This is a genomic window from Photorhabdus australis DSM 17609 (assembly GCF_000711895.1).
Taxonomy (GTDB): Bacteria; Pseudomonadota; Gammaproteobacteria; order Enterobacterales; family Enterobacteriaceae; genus Photorhabdus; species Photorhabdus australis.
Genome location: NZ_JONO01000041.1, coordinates 14,386 through 37,654, shown reverse-complemented (window position 1 = coordinate 37,654; position 23,269 = coordinate 14,386). Strand labels below are relative to the sequence as shown.

The following is a 23,269-nucleotide window of genomic DNA, read 5'->3' as shown; positions in this document are numbered from 1 at the left end:
CATTAATAAATCAGTAAAATACTTTATTCTATAGTTTTTAATTATACCGAATGAACTTCAAGATGCTTGAGTTGTCAGACATAAAAACATTTAAATTCAACAACATAATCGTTTTTCAAACATGCACTTTGAAGTGTCTTGAGTATATATCAATTTTTATGTAATCGATAATTATTTAATATTATTTTCAATATTAAATTGATAATTATCAAATATAGAAAATAAGTATTTTCACTATAACTCGGAAATAGTCTTAATTACACTATAATAAATATCCATTTATTATTCCCAATGACAAACTTAAATTAATTAACAATATCAACTCAAACTAGCAACATAAAATCAAATAAAAAACCTATCGCTAATTAAATAATCAATATATTACTGACACTAAAAAATCACTAAGGTTAAAATAATCTCATTTTTCTACTTCCCTCACCTTTACATCAATAAAATCAAATATCCCTTTGACAAAACCACCCTATTAGATCAATGTTAACTTCCATCAGTTCAATACCACATGAGAAGGGGAACCTTCGTGTTATTTGCCTCAAAAACCCACGATACGAGAAACGGCCCAGCGCTTTTTTTCTCCTCAGGGATCTCTTTTCTATTTCCTTGTACCGCTTATTTAACAATCGCCTGGCACTGGATCGACACCAGATTAAAGAAGGGTGGATTGCTTTCTATACTATTATTGCTGCCAGTAATCCATCAAGCTCAGGCCAGCAATTTTGTTAATTTTCAATCCATTGATACCAGCCTTTACATGCAATTTGAAAATCGGGTCGATCCTAGAAAAACCATTTCGCCGATTTTAGAAGCTTTCGGCGACTACAGTGTCGGCGATATGTACGTCTATAGTATTTGGCAAAACTCGCTGCAAAGTGATTATAAAGGCGATAAAAGCACCTACTATTATAAATTTGTACCAAGAATGAGCTTTAGCAAAGTCACGGGGAATGACCTCTCTTTTGGCCCTTTAAAAGATATTCTGTTCGCTCAATGGGTTGCTAAAACTAAAGGTATAGATTACGACTATTTCCCAGGTATCAGTATTGATTGGCAGACAAATTGGATTAGTTGGTTACGTACAACCTTTTATTTTGAGAATAACGGCAATAGTAGCTGGAATGATCAGCGAGTTCATATCGATTATGGAATTCCCTTCAACAATCGTTTAGGTGATTTCCGTATTGTTGGGACTTTTGATTATACATTAGGTTTACATGGGAAACCTGAAACTATCGATTTCAAACCAGAATTGCATTACGATTTAGGAAAACGTCTTAGTAACCAACCAGGTCATTTATGGATAGGTATTATCCTGAACCCCATAAAAAATAAATACAAAATAAGAGATACCCCTTATTATCGAACGGATCAATTTAGCTATGGGATCTTTATTCGATATAGTTTTTTCTGATACCGCAATAAAATATCAGAAATTTTCTGATTACCTTTATCCATTATGGAGTCAAGATGCCCATTCAACATGACAAGTTCGGACGCACTTATCAGTGGCTCCTGCTGATACTTTTAGGGCTGGTTTACTTTCTGGTCACTGCAACCACATTTACCTCACTGGGCGTTGTATTACCCAGTATGATCAAGGAATTAAACTGGAGTTGGACTGATGCAGGTCTGGGGTTCACTTTACTTGGCCTGTCATGTGGACTGTCCAGTTATCTTCCAGCAATGTTTATTCGCCGGACAGGTGTTCGTGCCACCTTACTGATCGGTACACTGACTTTTATCACCGGCTTTTACATCCTCTACAACACGCACAGTATCGCCGCTTATTTCACCGGTACAACACTATTAGGCATCGGTTTTAGTCTTATGGCTACTGTTCCCGGAACTTATGTCATTAGCCGACTCTTTGAAAAACAGTCATTAGCTTTTGGTATCTATTTCACCATTGGAGGATTAGGAGGAGTAGTCGGTCCGTGGATCTATTTTATGGCAACGGGATTTTGGGGAAACTGGCGTATGCATTGGGCAATATCCGGGGTATTACTTACATTGATCAGTTTATTGACCATTTTGGTTATGCGAGAAGGCAAAAGGGAAAATGCCCATGCTGAAAGAGTCAGCCAAAATCAACAAGACCATGTCCCTTCCAGTATCTATCGCACCAGAGAAATATGGAATGTCCGGCAAGCACTGCATACCTGGCAATTTTATGCCATTGCAGCCGCTTATACTTCTTTCTTACTGTGCGGGATCACCGTTAACAGTTTTGCTGTAGCCCATATTACTGAAAATGGATTCAGCGAATCTGTTGCTGCTTCCTCGCTCAGTATTTTGGCTTTTATCAACGCATTCTCAAGATTTGCAGGGGGCGCGGTTGGTGAATGGCTCGATCCCAAGAAACTGCTTATCGGCAGTCTGTCGATAATTATCTGTGGTCTTCTCGCACTCAGCGTCGCTACATCATGGACATTTTTAATCCTATTCACTTTGTGTATTGGTATCGGTTATGGCATGACCTTTCTGGCATCCAGCATATTACTGTTCAATTATTTTGGTCGCGCGCCCTATCTGGAATTGTTCTCAGTGGTGAACTTAATCTCCACTATCGCGTGTTTCGCCCCTTTTCTGGTGGGAGCAATTAAGGATTATTCAGGTAGTTTTACCCCCGCATTTCTCATTATTGCTATACCGGTACTTACCATTCTGATTATCACTTTTACGATGCAACCACCTTTACAAATAGCAAGGAAACATTCTGACAACAGTTCCTTACTTAATTGAATTTAAAAATAAAATAGATCTACACCCGATAGATTTCAAATTACAACGCGGCGGCAAGTGAAAACAGCCAACAAAGAGGCAACTTGAAAGATAACGGGTATAAAAAGGTATTCCTTATAACACATAAACAAGGAATTAATGATGGCAAACAAAGAATTCGGAGTTTTTCTACCTATAGCTAAAGGTGGATGGATTATTTCTAAAAATACACCTCCACTGGATGCTTCTTATCAGCAAAACCGTGAAGCTGCTATTCTGGCTGATCAAATTGGTCTGGATTTTATTATGTCCATGAGTAAATGGCGCGGCTTTGGCGGCGAAACAGAACATTGGGGCTGTTCGCTGGAATCTGTCACGATGATGGCCGGCATTGCCGAAGTCACTCATCATGCCCGACTTATCGCAACCATGCACGCCGGGCTGCATAACCCCGCCGTGACGGCCAAAATGATCGCAACATTAGATCAAATTAGTCATGGACGTGCAGGGCTAAATATTGTCTCCGGCTCATTTAAAGACGAATTTGAACAAATGGGGGAATGGGATAGCAATTTAGATCACGATCAACGTTACGCCATGACCGAAGAATGGACTCAATTAATCAAACGGCTTTGGTGCGAAAAGCAGGTCGATCATCAAGGGGATTACTTTAATTTAAAGAATTGTGTTTCCGAACCCAAACCAATTTCTGTTCCTCGTCCTTATTTGGTCTGCGCCGGCCAGTCAGAACGAGGACTGCGTTTTAGTGTACGCCATACCGATGTGTGCTTCATTGGTGGCAAAGATGAAGAAGAAACACGACAAATCAGTCTGATGGCTAAACGTATTGCAGCAGAATACGGTACTACTACCAAAACCTTTTGTATGAGTACAATTATCTGCGCTGAAACAGATGAAGAAGCTGAAACGCTGGCTCAGTTCTATCGTGATGGTTTGGATATAGAAGCAGTCAAAAGCATGATGCATAGTTTTGGTGTCGATGTTGGTGAAAAAAGCAATGCTATGGTTGAAAGATCCCAAAATGCCTTCATGACCCACACAGCTATTGGCAGTCCGGAAACATGTCGCAAACAATTATCAGATTTACTACGTGAATGTGAACTGGATGGGGTTATGTTGATTTTCCCAGATTATATTAAGGGCTTAACCACTTTCGGCGAAAAAATCCTGCCACAACTCAGAGCAGAATTTGCTTAAAATTAATATCCTGACTCATTACTGACTTAAAGATCGGGACAACTCGGGGGCAATAAGGTTGTCCTGCTTTCAAAACGCCATAACTAACATAAACAGTAAAGTTAACGTTCTGTTTTTCTGATAGAATGATCACTAGTGTCACAATTTCATTACATAGAATAATTTTATAATTAAGGGCAATGGATGAAATGGTATCTTGAAATTGGTACTCTGGTTGTGGCTCTGTTGCCTGTAGGTAATACTCCGAATAATAAGAATAACGAAAATAACAGGTTATTCCTCTTTGACTGGCCAATAGAAATATTGGCCTTTTTTTATTTCTGTCCTCCTAGCAACATCTGAAGCAAATTGCCTTCGCCATACAGGTGCAAAGCGCCGACAGCAACCAAATACCGCCCGACGGGCAATTCCCGTAAGTATTTATTCCACTGTCTGTTACGATCAATCATCAGTATTTGATAGATATCTTCACTGAAAGTTGTTGGTAAAGAATGTGTTTGCTGTTTAGGTTGATAATCCATCCACCAACTTATCATTGTTTGCAAAGCACGGGCGTTGTCGTGCCAATGTAATAATGTATCTTCTAGTAGTGACAAGCCATTATTCGGGAGCTGATTAAGTAAATGAATCTGTGAGTCAGTCCCCTCAAGCTCGATAATCATTTTCCCTTGTGCTTTAGCCACATTCAGTAGCTGATAATCAACACCGTAGTGAGGATGTAATCCAAGATTTTGCGCCTGCCCAACTTGCAGAATTAAAGCGATTTGCCATGAAGGTAATGAATTAAGGGGTTCTTCTTGTTGGCGGATTTCATTGCAATAGCGCCGAAAATCCTGATACATCTCAGAAGACAGACGTTGTTCGATACGGAAGTGTGATTGAAATTCGTCATTAAATGGGAAACCTGCTTGAGTAATATCTGCTTCCACGATTAACGTATCAGATTGATTAAGTTGCTCTATTAATATTTCAGAAAGTGGAAACATATTTTCAGTTCCCATATGAATACTGCCCACCAGATGCAAATATTTGTCACCTGTCAGAGTAATATCATAAGCTGGATAGGGATAACGGCGGAAAGGGTTCAGCCCCAGCATATTGGTAAAGTATTTAATCAGTCGTCCCATTTGTATCTCCGGTTCAGCATTTATTTTAGGCTAACCATTTTCCAGCTAATATTACAGCTGTACCTCTGCTGTATCTTTATTTATTTCCATTGATATTTCTTTTACTCCTATCAGCATACAAGATTACCTTGATTAGGTAAGGAATACTCCTTACCATATAATTAAAGTAATAACTGGAGAGTTACTATGATATCTATCTATGAACTTGCAACATTGACTTCCAAAGGTCAGATAACGTTACCTAAGACTATCCGTCAAGCATTAGGTATTGATACAGGTAGCAAGCTGGCCTTTGAGCTGCGTGATGGTGAAGTAGTCATGACTCGCGCAGGAGCTGAGCACGAAGATCCTGTTATTGGGGCATTCCTTGATCTACTGTCTGCAGACATTCGAGCTGGGCACCATGTCAATGGCTTACCTAAAGAATTATACGAAGCTATGCAATACAATTCTGGTCATGCTATTGATCTAAATGAAGACATTGACGGAGATGTGGTAATTTGATGCAGCGGCATGGATGGACACTGTTGTATCACTCCTGTGTAATACAGCAGCTTCAGAAGCTGCATGATGCAGTAAAAAGGGCTGAGAAGAGTGCCTCTGACAAGTTTGAGAGCAATGCTAACGTCAAGTTGTTTCGAGCACTAAGTAAATTGATTCTAGATGTGGTGCCAAGTGATCCCTCCCGAGATGAGTATCGGCAAGGAAATACTTTGGGACCCACCTATCGCCATTGGCGTCGAGCTAAAATTGGTCGAAGGTTCCGTCTATTCTTCCGTTACGATTCCAAGGCTAAGGTCATTGTGTATGCCTGGGTCAACGATGAGGAGACATTGCGTTCGGAAGGTAGTAAGTCCGACCCCTATGCGATCTTCGAGAAGATGCTGGGACGGGGAAATCCACCCGATGACTGGGCTACATTGATCGCAGCCAGCAGAAGTGGTCATAATCGGAGTAATTCAGAAATAGAAGGTAACAAAGATGTAATGTAATCTGTCACTTAAACAAACCAGAACGCCTTGGCTGTTAATTTGTCAGTTAGATAGGTGAGAGATGTAAAGTGCGATCATAGATACCGCACTTTTACGATCTTGCATTATGATTTAGGCTTAAATCTCAACAAACGGTTAGCATTACTCACCACCGTAATTGAAGAAAGCGCCATTGCTGCACCCGCTATCACGGGATCTAACAGTGTTGCGGTAAATGGATAGAGCACCCCGGCTGCGATTGGAATACCCAGTGTATTGTAGATAAATGCCCCCAGCAGGTTCTGTTTCATATTGCGCAGCGTTCCTTTAGACAATTCAACTGCATCGGCGACACTATGCAAACTGTGGCGCATCAGGGTCATCGACGCGGTTTCAATAGCGATATCACTCCCCCCGCCCATTGCAATCCCGACATCAGCCCGCGCCAGCGCAGGAGCATCGTTAATACCATCCCCTACCATAGCAACCTTACGACCTGCCGCCTGAAGTTTCTGAATAGCCTCAGCTTTACCATCAGGTAACACGCCTGCAATAACTTCATCAATCCCCGCTTCTTGCGCAATCGCATTGGCAGTCACTGGATTATCGCCGGTCAGCATCACTAAACGGTAGCCTCGATGATGCAATCGTGCCAATGCCGTAATGGTATCTTTACGAAGTGGATCGCGAATTGATAGCACTGCCGCCGCTTTACCTCCCGCAGCCAGAAGAACCGGCGTGATACCTTTCTCTGCTTGTTGAGCAATCAGTGGTTTTAATTCCTCTGTATCAACCTGATTTTGTTCCAGCAATGCTTGATTACCCAACAACAAAGTTGTGCCATTCACTTCACCACGAATACCCAGCCCAGCCAGAGTACGAAATTGTTCAACTTGCGGTAATGACAATCCTTCAGTTTTAGCGAGTATTGCTTTAGCTAATGGATGGTTAGAACCATTTTCCAGTGCGCCTGCCCAACTTAATACTTCTTGCTCACTGTACCCATTGAATATATGGATATCAGTAACTTGCGGCATACCTTCGGTCAGCGTCCCGGTTTTATCGAAAACAATTGTGTCCAGTTCACTGGCTTGTTGCAGGGCATCAGCATCCCGAACCAAAATACCGAATTCTGCTGCCCGGCCAACGCCAGAAATAATCGACATAGGCGTTGCCAGTCCAAGGGCACAAGGACAGGCAATAATCAGTACCGTGGTAATAATGACCAACGAATACATAATCTGCGGCGCTGGACCAATGAAGTACCAAATGGCACCTGAAATCAAAGCTATCGCGACGACAACCGGAACAAACACTGAGGAGATTTTATCTGCCAACTGACCAATCTCTGGCTTACTGCTTTGTGCCTGACGTACCAGTTTGATAATCCGCGCTAATGCCGTTTGATTACCTACTGCGGCGGCAGTAAACAACACCGTGCCATCCTGTACGGTCGTACCTGCATGAACGTTATCACCTTTGGATTTTTGCTGGGGAATCGGCTCACCAGTCAGCATTGCTTCATCTATCCAGACTTCACCTTGAATAATTTCACCATCAACAGGGATACGATCACCGGTCGTCAAACGTAATGTCATTCCCGGTTTAACATTAGCCAGAGGTATCTCTTTTTCGCCATCTTCTGTCACCACGCGGGCAGTCGGTGGTGTCAAATCCAGCAGACGTTCCAACGCTTTTGAGGAACGCTGGCGGGCACGTTGTTCCAAAGCATGACCCAAATTTATCAAGCCAATAATCATGGCACTAGCTTCGTAATAAAGATGACGCGCCTGTGGTGGAAAAATATTCGGCCATAGGTTGACACTGATGGAATAAAGCCAAGCAGCGCCCGTTCCCAATGCCACCAATGTGTCCATGGTAGCACTGCCGTTTTTTAGACTTTGCCATGCATTGCGATAAAAATGACCACCAGCAAAGATCATCACAGCAAACGTAATAATCCCGATGGTCAGCCAGATAGTATAGTTTTCTGGCGTGAGCATCATATTATCGCCCATCATCCCCCACACCATCACAGGAATACCGACGGACAATGCTAATGCTGACTGCCAGCGAAAACGACGCATATTGGCTTCAGAAACTTGTTGCTGACGTTGACGCCGCTCAGCTTCATCCTGAATCAATTCTGCACCGTATCCTGCTTTTTCCACTGCTTGAATTAGTGCGTCAGGTGAAGCGCTACCGGTAATTAAAGCACTGCGCTCAGCAAGGTTCACTCTGGCATTTCCCACACCTTCGACACTCTGCAATGCTTTCTGAACCTTATTCACACAACTGGCACAAGTCATACCATCCAACAGTAACTGGATACTATCATCGCTATCACTGACAACAGATTCGTCAATTTTTTCGACCGGAACAGAAGAAATTGCCGCTGCCAAAGGTTCCGGTCTGTTTGAAGCAGGTATTGTCAGCGGCTTAGATTTTGGGAAATGTTGACCAGAAGCCAGTTCTGCGTGATAACCCGCCTGTTCAACGGCGGCAATCAACACATCGGCATCAACTTTGCCATAAACTTTAGCCGTTTCAGTATTCACGTCTGCGGCGATAACGCCATCTACTGCTTCCAGCGCTTTACGTGTTGTACCTGCACAATGCATGCAACTAAGGCCAGATAGTGCCAGTTCGATATCAGGCCGACTGGCAATTTCAGCGTCATAACCGGCTTCTTTAATCGTTCCAATTAATGATTCAGGGGAAGCTTCGCCAGTAACCTTAGCGTAATCAGTAGTAATTTCGGCCTGTTCCACGTCTGCACGATTTCCCAGTGCTTTTTTCACACTGTTAACGCAGTGGATACAGGAAAGCCCCTGTAACGCTAAAATAGTTGTATGTGACATAAAAAAACCTCCTAATACATAGTGACGTAATTATTCTTCACACTTGTGTGATAATTGTTGATTATGTCTACAGCCCAGATGAATTTCTGGCTTGTTACGAAGGTTAAACCTTCCCATCAGGGGAAGGTCAAGGGGGAAAAAATGAACATCAGTGAAATTGCCCAAAAAACCGGTCTGACCAGCAAAGCTATCCGGTTTTATGAAGAAAAGGATCTGATCACACCACCAGAAAGAGGAAATAACGGTTACCGTTATTATCAGCAAAAACATATTGATGAATTAACGCTGTTGCGTCAGGCAAAACAGGTCGGTTTTACTCTTGATGAATGTCGTGAATTCTTAGTGTTATTTCGCAACCCCAATCGTCACAGTGCCGATGTAAAAGCGGCAACACTGCATAAAGTCGCTGAAATAGAAAAGACGATTGAAGAGTTACAGAAAATCAGAAGTAAATTGTTATCCTTGGCGGAAGAGTGCCCCGGAGATGACGGGGCGGCGTGCCCCATCATAGATCATTTATCAGGTTGTTGCGCTCATCACTGAGAATTGACGGGTTTTACTTTCAGAGTAATACCATCAACAGCGATCACTTCTACTTCGGTATTGGCTGGTAGCTCACTGTCACAGTGAACACGCCAGCTGCCATCAGCCAGTCTGACCCGGCTGTAACCATTTTCGGTATCGGCGGTCAGTTTGGCATGGATACCGATGAGCTGGTGATCTTTCTGGTTCAGTGTATCACTACCTTTTGCCGGATGACGACGTAACCAGTAGCGCCACAGTATTGCAGAGAGCAGCGTCAGAGTTGCAAACAGAATACCTTGCCATTCCCAACCCATTCCTGGCAGAAACCAGGTGACAAGTGCCACAACAATAGCTGCTGTACCCGTCCAGAGTAGATAACCACCGGTTCCCAAAAGCTCTGCGATTAACAGTAAGCCCCCAAAGGAGAACCAGAGCCAGGGAATCTGATCTGTAATCTGTGCAATCATGCTTACTTACCTTTTTTGCTTTCGCCAATCAGTTCAGTAATACCGCCAATAGCGCCCATCAGATTGCTGGCTTCCAGAGGCATCATAATCACTTTGCTGTTATCGGAGGCGCCAATACTGGTGAGTGCATCCGTATATTTCTGGGCAACAAAGTAATTAATTGCTTGCATGTTACCGTCAGCAATCGCATCAGAAACCATTTTGGTTGCACGTGCTTCCGCTTCAGCAGCACGTTCACGCGCTTCTGCCTGGAGAAACGCAGACTGACGTTCCCCTTCTGCTTTTAGAATCTGAGACTGTTTTTCACCTTCAGCTTTCAAAATAGCAGCCTGACGGATACCTTCCGCTTCCAGAATATCAGCACGTTTTGTACGTTCTGCTTTCATCTGGGCGTTCATGGCAGAAATCAGCTCTTTCGGTGGGCGAACATCACGGATTTCGATACGGGTAATTTTTACTCCCCATGGGTTAGTGGCTTCATCGACAATATGCAGTAAACGGCTGTTGATGGAGTCACGTTGGGATAGCATTTCATCCAGTTCCATCGAACCCAAAACAGTACGAAAGTTAGTCATCGTCAGGTTTATGATAGACAGTTCAAGGTTGCTGACTTCATAGGCAGCCCGAACAGGATCGACAACCTGAATAAAGCAGACCGCATCAATGGTAACATTGGCGTTATCACGGGAAATAACTTCCTGTGAAGGAATATCCAGCACTTGTTCCATCATGTTAATTTTACGGCCAATGCGGTCGATGAAAGGGACGATAATATGTAGACCCGGTAATAATGTTCGGGTATAACGGCCGAAGCGTTCTACTGTCCATTGATAACCTTGAGGCACTGTTTTTACACAAGTAAATACAACCACCACTGCAATGAATATCAGAATAGGTACGGCACCAAAAGCAAATAAATCCATAACAATTCCTTAATCAAATAAATCAGTAAAGCAGCGAATAAACCTGACGACGATATTTCGAAGCCAGAGCATTACCGGTTCCCATTGCAGACATAATATCCATCATTGTTTTCCGGATTGCACCATTGGCCGCAGAAAGATCTTTTTTCAGAAAACCCAGTAATAATTCCAGAGCTTCTTCATTACGACTAACTTCGTGCAATTTCAGTGCGAGTTTAACAGCCAAGTCTGCATTTTCCGGTTGAGTGGAGAATTCTTGTTGCAATTGCTGGATCTCCGGTGTATCCGCGGCTTGCTTTTGTAACTCAATTTTAGCCAGTAAACTGTGATAATGAGAATCCTGGTCCTGTAATGGAATAAGATTCAGAATTTCCTGAGCTTCTTGTATATTATTGAGCATAATTTGCACTTCAGTCAACTTAAGCGCAATTTCACTGTTTTTGGGGGCCAATTGGCAGGCTTCTTTCAATAGCGGGAGTGCTTCCTGATATTTTCCTTCTGCGATAAGTTCCTCAGCTTGAGCAGCTTTCAGCTCTTCTGGTTTGGGTAATACGCGGGTAAGCATCTCTCTAATCGCTTTTTCCGGTTGTGGCCCCTGAAAACCATCTACTGGTTGGCCTTGTTGCAAAACATACACAGTAGGAATGGCTCGTAAACCAAATTGTGCTGCGATCATTTGTTCTTTATCGCAATCTACTTTTGCCAGAACCAATTGACCGGCATATTCTGCGGCTAGTTTATCCAGCGTTATACTTAATTCCTGACAATGAGGGCTACGTTCAGACCAGAAATAAAATAAAACCGGCACAGTCATAGACTGTTCAATAGCTTGATGCAGATTACTTTCGTTAATGTCAATTCCAGTAGTGGTTGGTAGCATATAATGAGTCTCTTAAATTCAGTGTTGTAGGGTATTATTGAACAGATGAGGTTACTTTGCTAACTTTCAAGCTATACCACTCTGTTTAGTCAGTATTTTATCCATTAATCTTCCCGGTAAAATCCGGCGCATAATAGTTACCGCATGAGTGATCCAAGTCACTGGATAACGTAATTTAGGGTTCGGGCTTTCTAAAGCGTGAATCAATTTACGCACAACCGCTTCGGGTGTCAGAGTAAAATAGCGGGCGATTCTAGAGTTTCTGACAGGCTTATCACGTTGTGTCTGATTCACGTTTTCGGTAAAACGTGTTTTTATCGGGCCTGGTACAATCAAGCTGGATTTAATGCCTGTCCCTGCCAATTCCATTCTTAATGCATCTGACCATGCTTCTAAAGCATATTTACTGGCAGAATAAGCACCGCGACCTGGGGTTGAAATTAGTCCCATTACCGAACTGGTTTGGATAATACGACCTTCACCATGAAGTTGCATGATTGGGAGTAGTAAACAAGTAAGTTGATGTGTACCAAACAGATTGGTTGAGAATTGCTGTTCCAATTGTTCACGACTGATAGTGTTCAAAGGACCATAAATACCAAAACCACCATTATTAAACAGTCCGTACAGGCGACCATTGGTTAGCTTGATGACTTCAGCAGCGGCACGTTCAACACTCATCTTGTCATCAAGATCTAATTCGATAGGTTCCAGTCCTAACTCGCGCATACGCTGTAAATCTGCGGGTTTTCGACAAGCTGCTAATACTCTATAGCCCCGCTGATGTAGTGTTTTCGCCGCCACCAGACCAATTCCACTGGAACAGCCTGTGATAAGAACTGACTTTTGCATAACTTTACCTACTTATATACATCAATTTGTTGAAACTAATAGTTTACTACTTAAGAATAATTAAGATGTACTGATAGTGTGTCAGACATCCAGTCAGCGATAAATGGCTGAGCGGCTAGATTAGGATGTAATCCGTCTTGTTGCACCCACTCCGGTTTAATAGCGACTTGTTCCATATAAAACGGCAGCAGAGGAATTTGATTATGTTCTGCCAGTCTGGGGTAAATCCTGGCAAAAGATTCGGTATAACGGCGCCCGTAATTTGGTGGCAAACGGATTTGCATCAATAAAGGTTGAATATTGGCTTGTTTCACTAAGGTGATGATCTGTTGTAGATCGTGTTCTGTTTGTTGTGGGGGAAAACCGCGTAACCCATCATTGGCACCCAATTCTATCAATACCCAACGGGGTTGATATTGTTTAAGTAATCCAGGTAGCCTTTCAAGGCCCTGAGCAGCGGTGTTACCGCTGATACTGCCGTTGATAACAGTGATTTTATTGCCGGATTTCTGCCACTTTCTTTCCATCAGAGCAGGCCATGATTGTTCAACCGGCAGATGGTAACCCGCGCTGAGGCTATCACCCAAGATCAGCAGGGTATCTGCCGCAATAGTTCTGGCGCTGGATAACACCAATAGTAATAGGAAAAGTAAATGATAACGGGAAATATTCTTGAAGTTCAGCATCTCAGTAAACACGTTGGTCAGGGGGAACATAAGATCACTATATTGCAGGGAGTCAGGTTGGTTGTCGAGCCTGCACAGACCATTGCTCTGGTAGGAGAATCTGGATCGGGTAAATCCACACTGCTTGGCATTATTGCCGGGTTGGATGATGGTAGTGACGGTGAAGTCCGGCTGTTAGGGCATAATTTAAGCCAAATGAATGAAGAACAGAGGGCGAAACTACGAGCTGAAAATGTCGGTTTTGTATTTCAGTCATTTATGTTAATTCCAACATTAAACGCCCTAGAAAATGTCCAGCTCCCTGCTTTATTACGCGGTGAGACTGAAAATAGTAGTAAGAAGCAAGCCATCGAATTGCTTGAACAATTAGGATTGGGGAAACGTTTGAAACATATGCCAGCCCAACTTTCTGGTGGTGAACAACAGAGGGTAGCATTAGCACGGGCATTTAGCAGTCAGCCAAAAATTCTGTTTGCTGATGAACCAACAGGTAATTTGGATCGACAAACTGGTGATCGCATCGCTGACTTACTGTTTTCTCTGAATCGTGATTACGCCACAACATTAATTCTGGTCACTCATGACAGCCAGCTTGCCGCCCGCTGTCAACGTTGCTTACGACTGGTTGATGGAACATTGAGGGAAGAAAGATGATTTGGCGCTGGTTCTGGCGCGAATGGCGCACTCCCTCTTTATTGATTGTTTGGTTATCTCTCACTCTGGCTGTCGCTTGCGTGTTGGCATTAGGCAGGATCAGTGATCGTATTGATCAAAGTGTTCATTACCAGAGCCGGGATTTTCTGGCAGGTGATTTGGTTCTGCGGGCGTCTTATCCGGTAGATGGCAGATGGTTACAACAGGCGAAAGATCTTGGGTTAAAGTTGAGTAGCCAGCTCTCTTTCACCACGATGACCTATGCCGGGGATATTCCTCAACTGGCTAATGTGAAAGCCGCAGACAATCTCTATCCGTTATATGGCAAGCTGGAAACCAATCCCCCCGGTTTGCAAGCAGAAAAAGGTACCGTTCTGGTCGCACCGCGTTTGCTTGAACTGTTGAAAATCAAAATTGGCGATAATCTGGATGTTGGTGACACCACACTCAGAGTCAGCGGAGAATTAATTCAGGAACCAGACAGTGGTTTCAATCCATTTCAGATTGCACCACGGATCCTAATCAGTCTTGACGATGCCCAGTCCACCGGTGCAATTCAGCCGGGTAGTCGTCTGACTTACCGTTATATGTTTTCTGGTGATAAAGAAGCCATTTATCAATATCAGCAATTGATTGATCCACAACTTAAGGCTGATCAGCGCTGGTATACCCTGGAGCAGGATAGTGGCGCGCTGGCAAAATCTATTGAAAGAGCGCAACAATTCCTGTTGTTATCAGCTTTGCTCACACTATTACTTGCTGTTGCTGCTGTGGCAGTATCAATGACTCACTATTGCCATAGCCGGCATAACTTGATCGCCGTACTTAAAACACTTGGCGCGGGACGCTGGGCCTTGCGTAAGTGGGTGATTGGTCAGTGGTTAGTGCTATTAGTGGCGGCGGCGTTGGTAGGTGCGCTTTTAGGATTGATGTTTGAATATCTGCTAATACAGACTCTGGCGCCTATGTTGCCGAAGACTTTACCAGAGGCAGGGTTCTGGCCGTGGGTATGGGCATTAGGAGCATTATCTGTTATTACCTTGCTAGTTGGGATGCGCCCATACAGGCAATTAATGACAACACAGCCATCACGAGTATTGCGTGATGATATTATCGCGCCTGTCTGGCCATTGCGTTATTACTTGCCATTGGTGACATTGGCCGTAGTTAGTGGGCTTGTTCTTCTGACGGGCACCAATCCTATATTATGGGCGTTACTTGCTGGCGTAATGATTGTTGCCTTGTTACTGGCGGTACTCGGTTGGGGAGGATTGTGGCTATTGCGCCATTTGAAATCCCGCCATCTCAGTTTTCGTTTAGCGATTAGTCGACTACTGCGGCAGCCATTTCAAACTGTGACTCAACTGGCGTCTTTCTCTTTATCATTTATGTTACTGGCTTTGTTGTTAGTGATCAGGGGTGATTTACTTGACCGCTGGCAACAGCAATTGCCACCAGATAGCCCAAACTATTTTCTGATTAACATGACTGGACAGCAAATTCCACAGGTAAAACATTTACTGGATCAGTATCAGATTAAACTTACAGAATTTTATCCAGTAGTATTGGCCCGCCTGACGGAAATTAATGATCAGTCAGCCATTGCGTGGGCAGATGCCAAAGAACCGGACAGCAACATTGTGCGACGGGAATTGAATCTGACATGGAAAGAAGAACTTCCCCCGTTTAATACTTTGACAGAAGGTAGCTGGCCACCAAAAGAGAATGAAGTCTCTATTGAGCAGAAAGTTGCTGAACGTTTGGCAATCAAAATCGGCGATAAACTGACATTCAGTGGTGATACACAGCAATTCAGCGTCACAGTCAGCAGTATCCGGTTGGTAGATTGGGAAAGCTTGCGGCCAAACTTCCTATTTATCTTTCCCAAACGCGCATTAGAAAATCAGCAACAAACCTGGCTAACCAGTTTCCATTATGAAGGTGATGGTCGCCTCTTGACCGAACTTAATCGTCAATTTCCGACATTGAGTCTGCTTGATACGGGCGCAATGATTAAGCAAATTCAGGGTATTTTACAACAGGTAGGTAAAGCGTTGGAGGTCATGGTCGGGTTGGTCATGGTATGTGGCGTATTACTCCTGTTGGCACAAGTTCAGGTAGGAATGCACCGGCGGCAAATTGAACTCGTGGTTTACCGCACCTTGGGAGCGAGTAAGCCATTACTGCGCCGTACCCTTTGGAGTGAATTTGCGTTGCTTGGGTTAATGGCAGGTTTTGCCGCCGCATTAGGCGCAGAAGCTGCGCTTTGGTTGTTGCAAACAAAAGTTTTTGATTTTCCATGGCAACCAGAATGGCAAATGTGGCTCTTACTGCCAATCATCAGCAGCTTATTGCTTTCTTTATGTGGTAGTTGGCTGGGAATCAGGTTATTACGAGGAACGGGATTACACCGGCAAATTCAGGGATAAAAGAGTATTTTCGCCGACATTACCAAAGCTTAAATATCAGGGCTGCCAGATCAAACTGCCGCCGACAGTTCGCGGTCAGTGCAAAATTGCAGCCCTGCCGATTTATCCCACCTTATCAGGAGTTATTGATAAACAATTTCACCTTTTGGCTTATAATCAGCCGCTTCCAATGGTGAATGCTTCTCGATATATCCTTTCAGAACTTCCGCATCAACAAAACCCGTGTTGACATAGGTTGGATGATTGTCCAGACGAGGGTAACCATCACCACCGATAGCATTAAAATCAAGCATTGCCAGGCGGTAAGTTTTGTTGAGTTCCAAAGGTTTTCCACCGATTTTGACATCTTTAACACCCTTGCCATCAGCAATCAAACTGACATTCAAGAACTGGGCATAAGCACCGGAGTCAACTTTCATGTTAGCAACGACTGCCAGATATTTTTCAACTTCGCTACCTTTCAGATCAACATAAACCAATGAGTTAGCGAATGGATGCACTTTCAGTACATCTTTATAAGTGATATCGCCTGATTCAATGGAATCACGAATACCGCCACCACTGATAATAGCGAAATCAGCATTCGCGCGTTCCATCAAAGCAGAAAGAATAACATGAGCCATATTAGTCTGAACAAAACGAACTTTGCTGCGATCACCTTCCAGTTTACCCTCAACAGAACCTACTTTTACGTTTAACTGTTTATCACCTTTATTCTGGTAAGGTGTTAGCAACTTTATCATCTCTGGGTTTTGCACAATTTCATGAGTGTAATAAACACGCTCAGTAGAACCATCCGGTTTTTTCACATTTTTATTAAGATTAATGGGAATTAAATCATAATGAGTCAGCTTAAATTCACCATTGCGGAACTCAAAATCAGCACGGCCAACATATTTACCCCACTCGTGAGCCTGAACAATCCAAACACCATTCTGACGATCAGGCGCACATGGCGATCCCGGCACATAATCAACCTGTTTATAATCTCTATTTTTCATAGACATACAAACCGGGTCTTGTGAGTGACCACCTACAATCATATCCAAATAGCCCGCAGGCAAACTACGCGCCATTTCAACATCACCCGGCGCGTTAGAACCATGATTACCGTTGTCATAATGCCCCATATGGGTTGCCGCAATAATCACATCTGGCTTTTCATTTTTTTTCAGATCCTCAATGACCATTTTAGCTTCTATCGCGGGAACCCGAAATTCAACATTAGGGAAGTTAGCAGGATTGCCGATTTTCGCCGTATCATCAGTCGTCAGGCCAATAACCGCAATCTTAACCCCTTGTTTATCAAAGATGGTATAAGGCTTGAACAAACGTTTGCCGGTGCTGGTATCGTAAATATTGGCCGAGAGGAAAGGAAAGTTCGCCCATTTTTCCTGCTGACGCAATACTGACAGCGGATTATCAAACTCGTGGTTACCCAACGCCATTGCATCATAACCTACCAGATTCATTCCTTTAAAATCAGGCTCCGCATCTTGCAGATCAGACTCTGGTACGCCAGTATTAATATCTCCACCGGAAAGCAATAACACACTACCGCCTCTTTCGGTGACTTCTTGACGGATTTCATCAACAACTGTTTTTTGAGCAGCTAAACCATATTCACCGTGGTCGTTGTACCAAAAATGCCCATGATGGTCGTTGGTGTGTAAAATAGTAATGCTATAGGTTTTATCTTTTTCCCAAGCATTTGCCATTGCTGGAAGTAGTGTCATAGAAACAACCAAAGCACAAGCTGAGGTCTTAAACGAAAACTTCATGGTATATCTCCATGTTTTTTTAGTGAATTGCCATGCAAGAACAGCTTCAAAAGCTAACAAGGCGGGATTAACAAATCATTTCTGAGATAGGTTACGTTATGTGATTATTAGAACATATTTCATTTCATTTTTTTGAGCGTATTATCAAACTATCTACGGTGTAGTAAAAAATTAATATCAGCCTAATATGTAAAATGTAACAAATAACCAACAAACTCATTCCCAATAACCGGGATGATATCTGGTCTGTTTTTCGGGTTGGCTTTTGGTATGGGAGGTATTGGCGCAGCGGTACTTGGCAACATTGCGGACAGAACAAGTATTGAACTGGTTTATCAGATTTGTGCTTTTCTACCGTTACTTGGCATATTTACCGCCTTATTACCTAATATAGAAGATAACAACTAGAAAAATTGCTAAATTCCACCACATAAAAGCCATTTTTTATGTGGGAATAACCTTTATATATCTCATAAATAATCAAATATAGCGACACAAATCTCTATTACGGGTAATTTAATCCTTTCAATCGATATTTTTTTATGTTTTAGTCATTTTTTTAGCGAATTTACCTCGAATTACCTATAAAATATTATTACACCTACCTCTTCACTATGCTATTTAATAGCCTCAATAAGAAGGAGCCTTAATGGAGCATTCGACACCACTTATCACCACTATCGTTGGCGGATTCTTTATCGCTTATCTGCTTGGCATGCTGGCACAACGCCTGAAAATCTCACCGCTAGTCGGTTATCTTACTGCGGGAGTACTCGCAGGCCCTTTCACTCCTGGTTTTGTCGCTGATGCCTCACTGGCACCGGAGCTAGCAGAAATTGGAGTGATCTTATTAATGTTCGGTGTCGGGCTACACTTTTCACTCAAAGATCTGCTAGCAGTAAAATCCATTGCTATCCCTGGCGCTATTGCACAAATATTGGTAGCAACACTGCTTGGTATGGGACTATCAGCAATACTAGGTTGGGAGTTATTTAGCGGTATCGTCTTTGGCCTCTGTTTATCAACCGCCAGCACCGTTGTTCTATTACGAGCATTAGAAGAACGTCAATTGATCGATAGCCAACGAGGTCAGATAGCCATCGGCTGGCTGATTGTCGAAGATCTGGCGATGGTGCTGACTCTGGTATTACTGCCTGCGGCTGCCGGTATTCTTGGTAATAAGGAAGCCAACATCGGGCAGTTAATTATGGAACTCGCCATAACAATCGGCAAAGTTATCGCTTTTATCCTGCTGATGATTGTTGTTGGCCGCCGTCTAATCCCGTGGGTATTAGCAAAAACCGCCAGTACAGGCTCGCGAGAACTGTTTACCCTCGCTGTCTTGGTTATCGCTTTGGGTATCGCTTACGGTGCTGTTTCACTATTTGACGCCTCATTTGCGCTAGGTGCGTTCTTCGCAGGTATGGTACTGAACGAATCAGAACTCAGCCACCGTGCCGCTCAAGATACATTACCACTCCGAGATGCTTTTGCTGTGTTGTTCTTCGTATCCGTTGGTATGCTGTTCGACCCAATGGTACTGATCCAGCAACCACTGGCGATACTGGCAACGCTAGCAATTATTATTATCGGTAAATCTGCCGCAGCCATGTTACTGGTGAAAATGTTCGGCCATTCACGCCGTACTGCACTGACAATTTCGGTCAGTCTGGCTCAAATCGGTGAATTTGCCTTTATTCTGGCAGGTCTTGGTGTTGCACTTGGCCTACTTGATGGGGATGCCCGCAATCTTGTTCTGGCTGGTGCAATTGTTTCTATTATGCTGAACCCAGTTCTGTTCAGCCTGTTGGACCGCTACCTGGAAAAAACAGAAACGATTGAAGAACAATTATTAGAAGAAACTCTGGAAGAAGAAACACAAATTCCTGTCGATATCTGTGGTCACACTATTATTGTCGGCTATGGACGTATCGGCAGTTTGCTATGCCAACGCCTACAGGAACAAGAATTCCCTCTGGTTGTTATTGAAAATACCAGAGCTAAATTTGAAGAATTGGGTGAACAAGGTATCAGTGCAGTCATGGGCAATGCGGCCAGCAAGGACATTATGTCACTGGCGCGTCTGGACTGTGCCTGCTCCCTATTACTGACAATACCGAATGGCTATGAAGCAGGCGAGATTGTTGCCAGTGCAAGGGAAGCTCGTCCGGATCTGAATATTATCGTCCGAGCTGACTATGATGACGAAGTGACCTATATCATGGAACGTGGGGCTAACCATGTCATTATTGGCGAGCACGAAATTGCTAAAACAATGGCAAATGCATTGGCGAGCAGTAAAGGCCAGGGCCATTTAGTTGAGCCTCCCCCAGCATCGCCCTTTGTACCATTAATTTGAGGAAACGCAGTGATGGAATGGGATAATTTCTTCATTCTCATCACTGAGCTGAACCATAATTTTATCCTTTACTCTATGACACCCTATGAGCCGTTCTTGCCACTTTAAGTATCAGTGACAGGAACGGCTCAGACAGAACAACATTTTCATTAAAATAAAACCTGGTAGATATTGAGATAAAGTACCCCTGCACAATCCATTCCTCCATGTCCCAATGTGAAAAGACCAACAGGAAGGTAGTACCAAACCTCTGCATCAGAGATATAAAATACCTTTCATTGACGTATAAAACATTGAGAATGAAAAAACAGATAACACTAAAGAAGCAAGACGATAAAACAGTTCGGGTTTTAAACGCTTTTTTCCCATATTTCCCAGATATAGCACTTTTCCCGCTCCCACCCAAATCAGGGAAACAGGTAATAACGCACAAACAAAAGTTGTCATGGAAAGAGTATATTCTGACCACACAGTAAATGCAGTAAGAGGAAATATATATGTAGCAAATACAAAAGCCTTAGGATTAAGCAACGTGGCAAATAATACCGTGCTAAAATAAACTTTTGCTTTTTCTTTATCTAATGAGAAATGCCAAACTTTGAAAGCCAAATAAGCAATGTATGTCGAAGCGCAAAGTTTTAAAGCAACCAACAACCATACGAAAGTTTGAGAGATTGTAGATAAAAATAGTCCCCACAAACTAATTGCTGTTAAATAACCGAACGCTTCAGCCAATATCAGCCTGAGTGTACTGATAAAACCGTGTGAATATCCAGATGATACCAAAAGAGTATTTGTTGGTCCTGGCATAATTAAGACCATACTCACCATACTGGCAATAATTATATAATCGTAATAGTTATTCATAGTATCCTCAATGTCTGTTATATATAATAATTAATCATTTGAAGTGTAACAGGGAACTCCTAATACAAACTTCATTACGTGCCTTCATCCCCTTAAATTAATGATCATAAAATTATTGTCATTATTCTCACTTAGCAGAGACTAACTGCATATTTTTATTATAATGTTAACAATATCAATAGATCCGATTTAATAAAAAACAAGATAAAAAAACCTGCACTAATATCGGCCACACAGCCAAACAATTGCGACAGGCGATAAATATTTCACGGAATGATCTTTCTAAACTATCAAGCATCTCTAAAACTGCACTATCGAAACCGTAATCGGCAAGACCTAAGTATCGACACACCAGATGCCATCGCTATGGCACTACGCTTCCCTTTTGGCGATCTCCTGGCAGGAAATAACGAATAGTATCCCTATTTAGAAAAATACCAATCTGTGAAAGGATACTATGCAAAAAATATAAATTTCTGTATCGGTTTAAGAAATGCCATATAAACATGACATTTCTAATCCATATATAACTAATACTATTCCCATATATAACCAATACTCTTTTCATACGTCCCTAATAAAGTAATATTTGCTAACCTACTATCTTGATTCTAGTTAACAGAATCAGCAATTGTAAAGGTCGACTGAAAAATTTTTTACAAATTTTTATTCCAGCCCAATCCATTATCCAGTCAGGCTAAGATTTCCCAGGCATAAATCGCAAAATCAAGGAGTTTAATCGATGATTTTTCTCAACCATTATCCTTATAAATACAGAAAATAAAATAATTCCATCCCTATACTTTGCAATAGCCATAAAATAATAATGGGTAAAATAACAATGTTATTATCAGTAAAATACCTACACTATCACTAATTAAGTTAAGATAATATTCCCCAATTAATAATTTTAACTTTACGTTTTACTCTCTAAATTTCATTACCTATTTCTATAAATCATTTTATTTAATAATAACAGCCATTGAAATCATCAATATAACTTCTTCCACAACACTTAATTAAATCGTAACATAGAGACTCCCGTACTCACTATTTTCAATAATGATATTTTCTTCAACAGCAATAAAAAACAGATTTCTATAATATATCTTTTGAAGATGTTTAACAGCAATGTAATTATGTTGCACCAACCATGCGAAGCCTGGATAGGTTACTAAAATTAATCATATAGCCAAAAATGAGACCGAAAATCACACTAAACTATATGAGTGATAGTATAGTAAAGTAAAAAATTATCTCATGCAGAAAACCAAGGCCATACAAAACCAATTAAATCAAACGATTAATTTAAAGTTATAACATAATGAAAAAGAAAGACAATTTGATAGTTTTAAAAAAAACATCATTTTTTTTGTTTAAGTTGTTGAAAAAGATCATATTTTAGTTAATACTCCACATCGTCGAGTGATAATAGTCCTACAGAAAGATGAAAATTCCGAATTGAAAATAAACTGAAGACATTAGAAAAAACTTATTGCTATCGTAATCATAACGAAGATGGCAGTTTTCCTAATTCTATTCCAAAAGAGTTTTTCACTGCATTATAGCCATCATCTTGTAAGAATTTCATTACTGGTATGGCAATTTATCACTTGCAATATTTCAACAAAAGTGAGAATCATGATCGATAACGCTGATATATTTACAGAAAAAGATGATATTCTGGAGAACAAATAATATACTCTCTTGTGCTAAAATTAATATCAGAGATTATTATTAACAAACATGATGATATCCTAAAGATAAATATTGCCTTGAATACCCACAAGAGAATAACGACAATTATCCAAAAATGGTGATATATGCAAGCTACAGTAAACGGGAAATAAGTGTCAAAATGGGTGTGATTTATTCATCATCGAAATGTTTAAGGAGACTATACAAGAATTCTTCATTAGTAAAAAATTACTTA

The 23,269-nt window shown here is 41.9% G+C and carries 19 protein-coding genes and 1 pseudogene; 11 read left to right on the top strand and 9 right to left on the bottom strand.

The window, feature by feature from the left end; genetic code table 11:
* Positions 1-538 precede the first annotated feature (538 nt).
* The 3 genes from BO26_RS12775 to BO26_RS12765 all read left to right on the top strand — a co-directional run bounded on the left by BO26_RS12775 (position 539) and on the right by BO26_RS12765 (position 3,954).
* Positions 539-1,426: an outer membrane protein OmpK gene (locus BO26_RS12775; RefSeq protein ID WP_236637453.1), complete on the top strand. Its 888-nt coding sequence runs from the start codon at positions 539-541 to the stop codon at positions 1,424-1,426.
* A 56-nt stretch (positions 1,427-1,482) separates the two neighbouring features.
* Complete coding sequence (locus BO26_RS12770; RefSeq protein ID WP_036771908.1) at positions 1,483-2,757, top strand: MFS transporter; 1,275 nt, start codon at positions 1,483-1,485, stop codon at positions 2,755-2,757.
* A 138-nt stretch (positions 2,758-2,895) separates the two neighbouring features.
* The gene (locus BO26_RS12765; RefSeq protein ID WP_036771907.1) at positions 2,896-3,954 is read left to right on the top strand and encodes an LLM class flavin-dependent oxidoreductase; all 1,059 of its coding nucleotides are present in this window, start codon (positions 2,896-2,898) and stop codon (positions 3,952-3,954) included.
* A gap of 314 nt (positions 3,955-4,268) precedes the next feature.
* Here BO26_RS12765 and BO26_RS12760 read toward each other — a convergent pair whose 3' ends face one another.
* Positions 4,269-5,081: a TraB/GumN family protein gene (locus BO26_RS12760; protein WP_036771905.1), complete on the bottom strand. Its 813-nt coding sequence runs from the start codon at positions 5,079-5,081 to the stop codon at positions 4,269-4,271.
* A gap of 186 nt (positions 5,082-5,267) precedes the next feature.
* Between BO26_RS12760 and BO26_RS12755 the strand changes: the two genes are divergently transcribed.
* The gene (locus BO26_RS12755) at positions 5,268-5,585 is read left to right on the top strand and encodes a type II toxin-antitoxin system PrlF family antitoxin (protein ID WP_036771902.1); all 318 of its coding nucleotides are present in this window, start codon (positions 5,268-5,270) and stop codon (positions 5,583-5,585) included.
* Positions 5,585-6,073: a type II toxin-antitoxin system YhaV family toxin gene (locus BO26_RS12750; RefSeq protein ID WP_036771900.1), complete on the top strand. Its 489-nt coding sequence runs from the start codon at positions 5,585-5,587 to the stop codon at positions 6,071-6,073. The genes BO26_RS12755 and BO26_RS12750 overlap by 1 nt, the downstream gene beginning before the upstream one ends.
* Positions 6,074-6,177: 104 nt before the next feature.
* On the opposite strand, the gene copA is transcribed toward BO26_RS12750, so the two are convergent.
* Positions 6,178-8,913 (bottom strand): copper-exporting P-type ATPase CopA, encoded by a 2,736-nt coding sequence (gene copA, locus BO26_RS12745; protein ID WP_036771897.1) that lies wholly within the window; start codon positions 8,911-8,913, stop codon positions 6,178-6,180.
* A gap of 141 nt (positions 8,914-9,054) precedes the next feature.
* Between copA and cueR the strand changes: the two genes are divergently transcribed.
* Complete coding sequence (cueR, locus tag BO26_RS12740; RefSeq protein WP_036771895.1) at positions 9,055-9,456, top strand: Cu(I)-responsive transcriptional regulator; 402 nt, start codon at positions 9,055-9,057, stop codon at positions 9,454-9,456.
* Here the strand turns inward: cueR and BO26_RS12735 are convergent.
* The 5 genes from BO26_RS12735 to tesA form a co-directional block, all read right to left on the bottom strand.
* Complete coding sequence (locus tag BO26_RS12735) at positions 9,450-9,905, bottom strand: NfeD family protein (RefSeq protein WP_036771892.1); 456 nt, start codon at positions 9,903-9,905, stop codon at positions 9,450-9,452. The two genes, cueR and BO26_RS12735, sit on opposite strands and share 7 nt — an antisense overlap.
* A gap of 2 nt (positions 9,906-9,907) precedes the next feature.
* Positions 9,908-10,828 carry an SPFH domain-containing protein gene (locus BO26_RS12730; RefSeq protein ID WP_012777160.1) on the bottom strand — a complete coding sequence of 307 codons (921 nt, stop codon included), beginning with the start codon at positions 10,826-10,828 and terminating at the stop codon, positions 9,908-9,910.
* 22 nt (positions 10,829-10,850) lie between these two features.
* Positions 10,851-11,708: a co-chaperone YbbN gene (locus BO26_RS12725; protein WP_036771890.1), complete on the bottom strand. Its 858-nt coding sequence runs from the start codon at positions 11,706-11,708 to the stop codon at positions 10,851-10,853.
* A gap of 66 nt (positions 11,709-11,774) precedes the next feature.
* The gene (locus BO26_RS12720) at positions 11,775-12,560 is read right to left on the bottom strand and encodes an SDR family oxidoreductase (RefSeq protein ID WP_036771889.1); all 786 of its coding nucleotides are present in this window, start codon (positions 12,558-12,560) and stop codon (positions 11,775-11,777) included.
* Positions 12,561-12,610: 50 nt separating this feature from the next.
* Positions 12,611-13,243 carry a multifunctional acyl-CoA thioesterase I/protease I/lysophospholipase L1 gene (gene tesA, locus BO26_RS12715; protein WP_201771271.1) on the bottom strand — a complete coding sequence of 211 codons (633 nt, stop codon included), beginning with the start codon at positions 13,241-13,243 and terminating at the stop codon, positions 12,611-12,613.
* Here tesA and ybbA point away from each other — a divergent pair.
* A complete protein-coding gene (gene ybbA, locus BO26_RS12710) occupies positions 13,214-13,900 on the top strand; it encodes a putative ABC transporter ATP-binding protein YbbA (RefSeq protein WP_036771887.1) in 687 nt (228 codons plus the stop codon). The two genes, tesA and ybbA, sit on opposite strands and share 30 nt — an antisense overlap.
* Positions 13,897-16,329 carry a putative ABC transporter permease subunit YbbP gene (gene ybbP, locus BO26_RS12705; protein ID WP_036771885.1) on the top strand — a complete coding sequence of 811 codons (2,433 nt, stop codon included), beginning with the start codon at positions 13,897-13,899 and terminating at the stop codon, positions 16,327-16,329. The genes ybbA and ybbP overlap by 4 nt, the downstream gene beginning before the upstream one ends.
* Before the next feature lie 122 nt (positions 16,330-16,451).
* On the opposite strand, the gene ushA is transcribed toward ybbP, so the two are convergent.
* Positions 16,452-18,110 carry a bifunctional UDP-sugar hydrolase/5'-nucleotidase UshA gene (ushA, locus tag BO26_RS12700; protein ID WP_036771880.1) on the bottom strand — a complete coding sequence of 553 codons (1,659 nt, stop codon included), beginning with the start codon at positions 18,108-18,110 and terminating at the stop codon, positions 16,452-16,454.
* 231 nt (positions 18,111-18,341) lie between these two features.
* Between ushA and BO26_RS22765 the strand changes: the two are divergent.
* Positions 18,342-18,518, top strand: a pseudogene (locus BO26_RS22765) (MFS transporter); the annotation flags it as partial.
* A gap of 241 nt (positions 18,519-18,759) precedes the next feature.
* The gene (gene ybaL, locus BO26_RS12695; protein ID WP_036771878.1) at positions 18,760-20,469 is read left to right on the top strand and encodes a YbaL family putative K(+) efflux transporter; all 1,710 of its coding nucleotides are present in this window, start codon (positions 18,760-18,762) and stop codon (positions 20,467-20,469) included.
* Positions 20,470-20,724: 255 nt separating this feature from the next.
* Here ybaL and BO26_RS12690 read toward each other — a convergent pair whose 3' ends face one another.
* Positions 20,725-21,336, bottom strand: a complete 612-nt coding sequence (locus BO26_RS12690; protein ID WP_036771875.1) for a LysE family translocator — start codon at positions 21,334-21,336, stop codon at positions 20,725-20,727.
* 273 nt (positions 21,337-21,609) lie between these two features.
* Here BO26_RS12690 and BO26_RS24885 point away from each other — a divergent pair, with 273 nt between their 5' ends.
* Positions 21,610-21,753: a hypothetical protein gene (locus tag BO26_RS24885; protein ID WP_477707032.1), complete on the top strand. Its 144-nt coding sequence runs from the start codon at positions 21,610-21,612 to the stop codon at positions 21,751-21,753.
* Positions 21,754-23,269 lie beyond the last annotated feature (1,516 nt).